This is a genomic window from Bradyrhizobium sp. (assembly GCF_035935975.1).
Classification (GTDB): Bacteria; Pseudomonadota; Alphaproteobacteria; order Rhizobiales; family Xanthobacteraceae; genus Bradyrhizobium.
Window position 1 is genome coordinate 112,644 of the sequence record NZ_DASYWN010000024.1, and the last position, 8,754, is coordinate 121,397.

Consider the following 8,754-nt stretch of genomic DNA (forward strand, 5'->3'; position numbering starts at 1 on the left):
CGGCACAGACCGTCCTTGTGACGGCTGAGAGCCGCTCGAAATCTGGTCGGCTGTGGGTCAATAGGCGACGCGAAAGCGCCGCGGCGCTGTGACCAACTGCCTGTCTCCGCCCGATCAGGAAGGCATTGCAGCAGGCAGGATAAACTCGTTCAGCAGAATTTCCTCTGGAAGGGTCATCCGTTTCGGCAGCCATGCGAGGGCAAGCGCGACCAGACCCAAATCCGGAACAATCATCAATCGCTGACCGCCCCAGCCCATGGCCCCGGCCCATTCGACGACTTTTCCGCGGCAGAACGAGCGCCCGAGCCACCAATGATAGCCGTACAGGAACAATCCAGGTCCATTGTTGTGAGGCTTGATCGAGTCCGCGATCCAAGCCGACGGGACAATCTGCCGGTTATTCCAGACACCGCGATTTATCACCAGCTGACCAAGCTTCGCCCAGTCGCGTGGGCGAGCCCGCAATGCACCGCTCGCCTGCGGCTGACCATCCGGCAATTGTCGATTCCATTCGACGTCCTCGATGCCCAGCGGCTCGAACAATTCGTCTCTCGCCAGCGAGTCAAGGGACTTGCCACTCGTCTTCCGCAAGACCGCGCCAATCAACTCGGTCGCTCCGCTATTGTAGTTGTAGGTGTGCCCGGGCGGCGCAGCGGCCGGCTGTTCCAGGACGTAGCGATAGGCGTCCTTCGCGCCACGCATCTTGCCGAAGCTATCGAACGGCGGCTTGAACTCGGACCAATCAAGGCCGTCCGACATTGTCAGCAGATGGTAGAGCGTGATCGCGCCCCTCTCCGGCGTGCGCAGATCGGCATATTCCGGAAAGTAGTCCAGAACCGGTGCATCCAGAGTTTTGATCCAGCCACGTTGCAGGGCGACGCCGACCAGGAGCGAGATCACGCTCTTGGTCATCGAGTTACCATTGTGCTTCGTTGCCGCGTTGAAGACCGTATGCTTTGCCGGCTCAAGACCATTTTGATCCTGTCCGGCCGCGTATTGCTCATAAACGAGCACACCGTCGCGCGCGACGATGATGGCGTGAACGTTGTCGAGCCGGCCATCGGCCACGCGCCGGCGCATATCCTGCAGCAGCGCGGGGTCGAACCCATGCCATGTAGGATTTCCGACACGCCAACCGTCACGAAGATCCTCAGGACTGTCCGACACGCTCTCCGAAGTCATCGGGGCCCCCTTCGCCGAACCGTGCCCAGCCAACAGCAATGCTCCGGAGCCGACAATGACGGCGCGTCGATCCACTCTGCAAATCACGTTGCAAACTTCTGTAAATGAGAACGAGAAGTTGTCTCTTCGGCGGTAAAGAATCAAGACCAACTACGCTGTCATGCCAATTCTATTGCTCCGATCACAAGGCGACGCGACCCAGGCCTCTTTCCGGCTCCAAAGGTCCGCTTCGGGTCACAAGGGGACGCCTCGCTTGTGCTCGGAGGGTCCGCCAAAGGAAAAGCCGAGCTGAGACACGCCAGTTCGGCTTGTCTTTCTATTTCTTCCCGTCGAGAAACTCGCGCACCGCCTTGATGGTCGCGGCCGGATCCTCCTCCATCAGCCAGTGCCCGGCGCCGGAAATCACCACCTCAGTCACGTCGGTCGCCGCATTGCGCATCACAACCGCTTCCATCTTGCCGAATGATTTCTCGCCGCCGACCGCAAGCACGGGAATGGACAACTTGGTTGCAATCGCCTTCTTGTTGTCTTCGGCGTCGGTGCGGATCGACCTGAACTGGGCGAATGCGGCGCGCATCGCGCCCGGCCGTGCGTAAAGCTCCGCGTAATGACGGCGCGTCGCTTCCGTGATTTTCGACGGCGTGCCCGCAAAATCATTCCAGAAGCGATCGAGATAGATGCGCTCGCGGCCCTTGACCAGCCGCTCCATGTCGGGGCCGCCGAGATCAAAGTGCCAGAGCAGGGGGCTGCGGACGACCTCGTCCCACGGCGGCACGCCGGGCACCGGGGCATCCATGACGACCAGTTTTTCGGTGAGGTCGCGATACCGGGCCGCATAGGCATAGGCCACCATGGTACCGATGTCGTGTCCGACCACGACGGCCTTGTCGATGCCGAGCGACTGCAAGACAGCGCGCATGTCGGCCGCCTGGGTCCATTTGTCGTAGCCGCTGTCGGGCTTGGCTGAGAGGCCCATGCCGCGCAGATCGGGTACGACCACGGTGTGATCACGCACGAGGTCCGTGCCAAGCTTGGCCCACATGTCGCCGGTGTCGCCAAAACCGTGGATCAGGATCACGGCGGGCCCCTTGCCGCCGACGCGCACGTGAATTTGCGTGCCGTTGGCCGGGACGGTCTTGGTCTGGAAGCTGGAAGGGAACGACTCCTCGGCGCGGGCGGCAGGCGCGAGCAGCATGAGGAGAATGGCGAGACATCTTGCGCGCACGGGCGGCCCCTATCATCTTGTATGTCGGTCGGCGAGAGCTATTGTAGATCGATCGATCTACAATAGGCAAGCGGAACGTATTTGCGCACGAGGGTGGATCATGAATGCTGGGCGACCTCGCGAATTCGACATGGATCAAGCCGTCGAGCGCGCGCTCGCCCTGTTCTGGCAGCGCGGGTACGAGGGGACATCGATGTTCGATCTGACCGATGCCCTCGGCATCACGCGGGCGAGCCTTTATGCGGCGTTCGGCAGCAAGGAGGGGCTGTTCCAGCGCGTGATGGATCGGTACGAGGCCGAGGCAGGCGGCTACAGGATCGCGGCCGATCAGGCGCCGACATCTCTGGAAGCGGTGCGGCTCTGGCTGACCGGGCCGGTCGAGCTTCACGGCAACAAGAAGAATCCGCCCGGCTGCCTCGGCGTGCAGGGGGCGCTGGCCTGCGGCGTCGAATCGGACGCGATCCGTAGCGATCTGGCATCGCGCCGCCATCAAGGCGAGCTCGCGATCCGCCGCCGCCTCCAGCGCGCTGCGAAAGAACACGATCTATCGGAGGATGACGATCCCGCGGACCTTTCGCGATATCTCTCCGCCTTGATTTACGGCATGGCCGTGCTGGCGGCAGGCGGGGCCACGCGCGGCGAGCTGAAGGGCGTGGCGGACGTCGCTTTTCGCCATTGGCCCAAGTCAAAGGAAAAGCCCAAGGAAGGGACCAAGGAAAAACCCAAGTCGAAGCGTGCTGGCCGACGTCCGGGGGCTGGCTGACCGAGCGCGGCTCGGTGGTCGGGCTCTAGGGTTCTCCCTCACCACACGACAAGTTCTTCAATCCCAGCACTTGCCTGCTTTGCTCGGACAGTCGTTCGAAGCTCTGTGTGCGGTACGACCAGTTGAAGAGCTGGTTGCTCTGTGTCAGGAGCAGGGCATGGAAGTCCCATTGGCAGCAGTCTCCCGAGCCGCCGGCGCCGCGCGGAGAAAACATGTGCCATCCGGTGAGACCCCAATCGTCCGGCACCTTGCGATATCCGCCCGAGAAGATTCGCCCGTCTGAAACGAGCAGGCAATATGGCTCGCCTTGCGAGACCAGCGGCGCATTGACTTTCACAATGCCGATATTGGCGACGGACCACACGGCAAATCCGAACGGAATTGCAACCAATCCGATCAGTCCAAGCACCAGGACGTTCGTGCCTTTGTAAAACCACTCCCACCACAATTGAGGGAGTACCGCGACTGCGGTAATGAACAGTGTCTGATGCGCATAGGGCAGCACCCCGACGCCAAAGGACGTTACGCCGGCGAGCAGCATCAGTGCCGCCGCGAGCACAAGGCCGTAACGAATATGCCGTCTGCGCGGCAGATAATGAACTGCCAGCTGCAAGGCCGCTGTTCCAAATCCAATAGCCAAGGGAGCCGTCATGACCACGCCGCCTCGATTGCTGGCACCTATGAAGACGGAGAGGGCAAAGCACCCAATCAACTCAAGAACGACGATCGCAATGATCACTGTCTTTGTCTCCCGAGTGGAAGCGGCGGACGCGAGTCTTCGCTAGCCGACTGACCGCTGCTCCGCAGGCCCGAGCAACTCGTCCAGCGCGTTCATCGAGGCCTTTTGAAGCACGGCGAGCTCGCGTGCGGCGTCCTGGCATTCGGCGGCGGACATCGAGGGGGCCGCGAGCTCGATCTCGCGGCAGCGCTCGAACAGGCGGACGAGGCCGAGCGCGCCGGCGGCGCTGCCGAGCTGGTGCGTGAAGCGCGCGAGCTGCCTGTGATCGCCGATTGCCGCAGCTTTGGCGATGTCCTCGATCAGTCTGTCGCTGGTCTCCTGGAGCAGATGATGGAGCTTTGCGATCTGCGTCGGTCCCAACAATTCTCGCTGGTCGTCGAGGAAATGCCGGTCGATCAACGCGCCCGCGGCGAGTTGCGCGGCGGGCGGCGCGGCCGGGGTGTCCTCGATCGCCTCGCGCAGCGCGTTGATCAGGATCGGCTTGCTGACGATCTTGGCGATGCCGGCGCCGGCGAGACGCTCGCGGGCGCTGGGTGAGACGTCGGCCGTCACGGCGATGATGCGCGGCATCTTCGGCAGATCGAGCTTGCCGATCCGCGAGGCCGCCTCGACGCCGTCCATGTCGGGCATGTGCAAATCCATCAGGATGATGTCGAAAGCCTGATCGCGGGCGAGCGCGACGGCCGAGGCGCCGTTGCCGGCCATGGTGGGGCGATGGCCGAGCCGGTTCAGGATGGCTTCACCGACCTCGCGATTGACGGGGTCGTCGTCGACCAGCAGCACGCGGAGCTGCCGCGACGGCGGCGGCAGCGCACCTTGCGCGATGCCGCTCGCGGCGCGGCCGAGCGGCACTTCAAGCGTGAACGTGCTGCCCGCGCCCGGCTTGCTTTCCACCGTCAGCTCGCCGCGCATCAGGCGCGTCAGGCGCCGCGCGATCGCAAGGCCAAGGCCGGTGCCGCCGAACCGCCGTGCGATGCTGTCGTCGGCCTGGACGAAATCCTCGAAGATGCGCTCATGCATGTCGGGCGCGATGCCGATGCCGGTATCGCGCACCGTGATGTGCAGCAGGATGTGATTGTCGAATTGCTCGGCGGATGCCTTAAGGCCGATCCCGCCGCGCGGGGTGAACTTGATCGCATTGCCGATCAGGTTGAGCAGGACGCGGTTGAGCCTGACGGGATCGCCGTGCACGGAGGTGTTGACCGTCGCGTCGCAGGCGAGGTCGAAGGAGAGGCCCTTGCCGAACGCCTGCGGACGCATCAGCTCCGCGGCGGTCTCGATCAGCTGGTCGAGGCGGAAGTCTCGCGTTTCCAGCGTTTCGGTGCTGGCTTCCAGGCGGGCGTATTCGAGAATGGCATCGACCAGCGCGATCAGCGTTTCGCCCGATGCGGCGGCGGTCGCGAGGTGGCGGCGCTGCGCGTCGCTGAGGCTGCCGTCATCGAGCAGTTGCAGCACGCCCATGACGCCGTTGAGCGGCGTGCGCAGCTCGTGGCTGACGACGGCGAGGAAGCGCGACTTGGTCTCGTTGGCCTGCACAGCCGCGCTGCGCGCGCGCTCGGCTGCATCATGCTCCGCAAGCGCGTGATCGCGCGCCTTCTCGAGCTCGGAGGTCCGCTCGATGACCTTGCGCTCGAGCGTCGCGTAAGACTCGTGCAAATGGGCGGCCATCCGGTTGAACTGGTCGCCGAGCGCTTCCAGCTCGTCGCCGGTCTTGATGTCCAGCCGGAGTCCCAGATCGCCGCTGCCGATCCGCCGCGCGCCCTGCGTCAGGATCTGGATCGGCACCGTCATGCGCCGGCTGAGCCAGAGCGACACCAGCACCGCGCAGGCCAGCAGGATGACCAGCAGAAACGTCGAGCGGCCGATCGACGCGTAGATCGGCGCGTAGGCCTCGCTGAGCGGAAGCTCGACGAACACCAGCCAGCCAAGCGACGGCACCGTTGCATAGGTCGACAGCACGCGCTGGCCCGATAGGTCTTCCTTGACGAGGCCACCCGAGGGCGGGCCGACGCCATCGAGCGCGGCGCGCACGTCGGCATGCGAGGAGAGATCGCTGCGGCGCAACGCGGGCCACAGATCGGGATGCGCGATCAACAGCCCCATGCGGTCGACCACGTAGGCCTTGCCGGTGTTGCCGACCCTGATGCCGGCGACGAGATCCCAGATGAAGCGCAGATTGACTTCGGCAACGACCACATTGGGCGCAGGCCCGTTGCCGCGCGTGGCGAGCGTCATGAACGGCTCGGTGTCGCCGAAGAAATAGACCGGCCCGTAATAGGCGCGACTGTCATTGGCGCCGCGAAAGGCGGCCGAATCCGAGAGGTCGGTCTTGCTGCCGATCCTGTCGGCGACGCGGCGCGACACCCGCACCTGCTCGCGGCCCTGCGCGTCGAGCTCGGTGATCTCCGCGATCGCGGGCGATAGGCGCAACAGCCGGATGGCGTTCAGGCGATCGTCTTCGTTGCTCGACAGCTCCGGGGGCAGGCGGGAGAGCCATCTGATCTGATTCTCGATCTGGCCGATGAACTGGCCGATCTGGATCGCTGCGCTTGCGGCTTGCTCGCGCTGGGTCGCCGCAAGGAGCTGCTTCTGCTCGCGATAGGAGAACCAGACGTCGAAGCCGGTGCTGATGGCGAGCGCGGCAAAGGCGAGGGCGACGATCGAGTAGAGATATTTCCGGAACAGCCTGCCGGGAGGCGTCCGCAAATATCGCTGGTCGATCGGCTCGTTCACTCGCGGATCTCATCGGCGCGGGCGAGCAGCGTGAAGGGAATCGTCAGTCCGAGCGCGCGCGCGACCGTGCGGTTGATCAGCAGCTCGTATTTCCGCGGCGATTGCACCGGCAGATCGCCGGCTTTGGTGCCGCGCAGGATCAGATCGACATAGTCGGCCGAGCGCACTTCGAGCGTCGGCCCGTAGCTCATCAGCCCGCCCGCATCCATGAAATAGTGGAACGGATAGATCATGGGGACGCGGTACTTCTCGGCTGCCGCGATGATTGCCTTGCGGTTGATCACCAGAAAGCTGTCCACCAGAGAGATCATTGCCGCCCGCGGCGGTTCGGCAAAGCGGCCGATCGCACCGTCGATGTCCGCTGGCGCGCTGACGGGAGCGAGGACGACGGCAAGTCCGGATGCCGCGGCCTCCTGCTCGATGGAATCGAGGAAGAAGCGGCCGGCGCGCGGCGTCGTCGCCGGATTGAACAGCACGCCGACGCGCGCGATGTCAGGCACGGCCTCGCGGATGAGCTGAAACCATTTGCCGCCCATCTCGGCGGTGCTGCTGGTGAAGCCGGTGACGTTGCCGCCGGGATGGGCGAGGCTTTCGACGAAGCCGTTTCCGACCGGGTCGTTCGCCGTCGCGAAGACGATCGGGATCGTCTTTGTGGCTGCCATGACAGCCGCGGTTTCGACCGTCGAGCCGGTCAGGATCACGTCCGGCTTGAGATCGATGAGCTCGCGAACCGCGGTCTTCATCTTGTCGGGCCCACCGAACGTCGAGCGAATCTCGAAGCGGTAGTTGACCCCTTCGACCCAGCCTCGCTGCTTCAGGCCCGCGATGAGTCCGCCGAGGCGAGAGGTCACGTTGCCGTCGGACATGTTTCGCTTGGTCAACTCGTCATCGAGCGACAGGCTCGTCAGCGAAGCGACGATGCGCATGCGATCCGACGTTGCGCCAAGCGCAAAAAATCCCGCCGCAGTTGTGCCGGCGAGGCGAAGGAAATCGCGGCGGTCGACCGCCGGCAAATCGCGGGCAGGAGCGGACCGCTGAGTCATGAAATGTTTCGCAAAAATTGTCCCTGACGTTGTGCATAACGCGAAAGCCTAACGACCACAATTGATGAAAAAATGCGCTTGTGAACCTTCATTCGCAGCCATGCGCAGTCCGATACCGTATTCCTACGCCCGCTGAGGAGTCGTTGTTTCGATCCTTCTCTACTCCGTGACATTTCGTAACGTCTTGTGGCGTTGCAATATTTTCCGTCCCGGTCGCGACGGCGGTTTGGAAAAGTCGATTCGTAGCAGCCGATTGTTGAAGCGTTGTTTCAAGCTTGTTTCGAAGGTTTTCGATGCGCAAAATCTATCTCGTTCCGGCTCTCGTCGGTCTTCTCACCACCGTTGCTGCGGGTCCGTTGGCTGCTCAGGGAGCAGTCCCGAAGCAGAAGGCCGCGCCTGCACCCAGGGCCGCCGCTGCCGGTGCGGCGCCTGCTGCCGCCGCCGGTGCGCCGGTGGCTGCTGCGACCGAGGCGCCGTCCACCGCTGCGGACGACAAGGCGGGCAAGGCGATCGACGGTTTCCGCTCCGCCAAGTTCGGCATGAACGACGCCGACGTCCGCGCCGCCATGACGAAGGATTTCAACGCCAAGCCCGACGCGATCCGGGCACAGGACAACGCGTCCGAGCTGACGCACAGCCTGCTGCTCTCCGTTCCGGAGCTGCTGCCGAACGGCGGCACCGCCGAGCTCTCCTATGTGTTCGGCTACAAGTCCAAGTCGCTGATCCAGATCGGCGCGGTCTGGTCGAAGACGACCGACACCGCGATGACGCCGGAGAAGCTGTTCTCCAACGCCAATATCCTCCGCGCGCATTTCCTCAACGAGGGCTTCAAGCCCGATTCCATCGCGGTCAACATGCCCGTCAGCGGCGGCATCGTGATGTTCCGCGGCAGCGACGCCAAGGATCGCTCGGTGATCCTGCTGCTGCAGGGCACGTTCGAGAACAAGGAGAACAACCAGCGTGTGCTGACGCCCGCCAGCCTGCTGCTGTTCTACGTGGCCGACGCCAAGAGCCCCGACATCTTCAAGCTGCCGCCCGGCCAGTTCTGAGACCGGACGCTTCTCTCGAC

The 8,754-nt window shown here is 63.8% G+C and carries 7 protein-coding genes; 2 read left to right on the forward strand and 5 right to left on the reverse strand.

The annotated features are described in order from the left end of the window. Window positions 1-114 precede the first annotated feature (114 nt). Window positions 115-1,332: a serine hydrolase gene (locus VGR99_RS12310; RefSeq protein WP_326898634.1), complete on the reverse strand. Its 1,218-nt coding sequence runs from the start codon at window positions 1,330-1,332 to the stop codon at window positions 115-117. A 166-nt stretch (window positions 1,333-1,498) separates the two neighbouring features. Then, entirely contained in the window at window positions 1,499-2,377 is an 879-nt protein-coding gene (locus VGR99_RS12315; RefSeq protein ID WP_326898855.1) for an alpha/beta hydrolase, read from the reverse strand. A gap of 160 nt (window positions 2,378-2,537) precedes the next feature. Here VGR99_RS12315 and VGR99_RS12320 point away from each other — a divergent pair, with 160 nt between their 5' ends. After that, a complete protein-coding gene (locus tag VGR99_RS12320) occupies window positions 2,538-3,170 on the forward strand; it encodes a TetR/AcrR family transcriptional regulator (protein WP_326898635.1) in 633 nt (210 codons plus the stop codon). A gap of 25 nt (window positions 3,171-3,195) precedes the next feature. On the opposite strand, the gene VGR99_RS12325 is transcribed toward VGR99_RS12320, so the two are convergent. Genes VGR99_RS12325 through VGR99_RS12335 form a run of 3 tightly spaced genes read right to left on the reverse strand, consistent with a single transcriptional unit; the run spans window position 3,196 to window position 7,685 of the window. Next, a complete protein-coding gene (locus VGR99_RS12325; RefSeq protein WP_326898636.1) occupies window positions 3,196-3,909 on the reverse strand; it encodes a hypothetical protein in 714 nt (237 codons plus the stop codon). A 42-nt stretch (window positions 3,910-3,951) separates the two neighbouring features. Next, entirely contained in the window at window positions 3,952-6,642 is a 2,691-nt protein-coding gene (locus VGR99_RS12330; RefSeq protein WP_326898637.1) for a hybrid sensor histidine kinase/response regulator, read from the reverse strand. Continuing rightward, on the reverse strand, window positions 6,639-7,685 hold the full coding sequence (locus tag VGR99_RS12335) for an ABC transporter substrate-binding protein (RefSeq protein WP_326898638.1): 1,047 nt from the start codon (window positions 7,683-7,685) through the stop codon (window positions 6,639-6,641). Before VGR99_RS12335 ends, VGR99_RS12330 begins: the two co-directional genes overlap by 4 nt. 293 nt (window positions 7,686-7,978) lie before the next feature. Here VGR99_RS12335 and VGR99_RS12340 point away from each other — a divergent pair, with 293 nt between their 5' ends. Next, the gene (locus VGR99_RS12340; RefSeq protein ID WP_326898639.1) at window positions 7,979-8,734 is read left to right on the forward strand and encodes a hypothetical protein; all 756 of its coding nucleotides are present in this window, start codon (window positions 7,979-7,981) and stop codon (window positions 8,732-8,734) included. Window positions 8,735-8,754 lie beyond the last annotated feature (20 nt).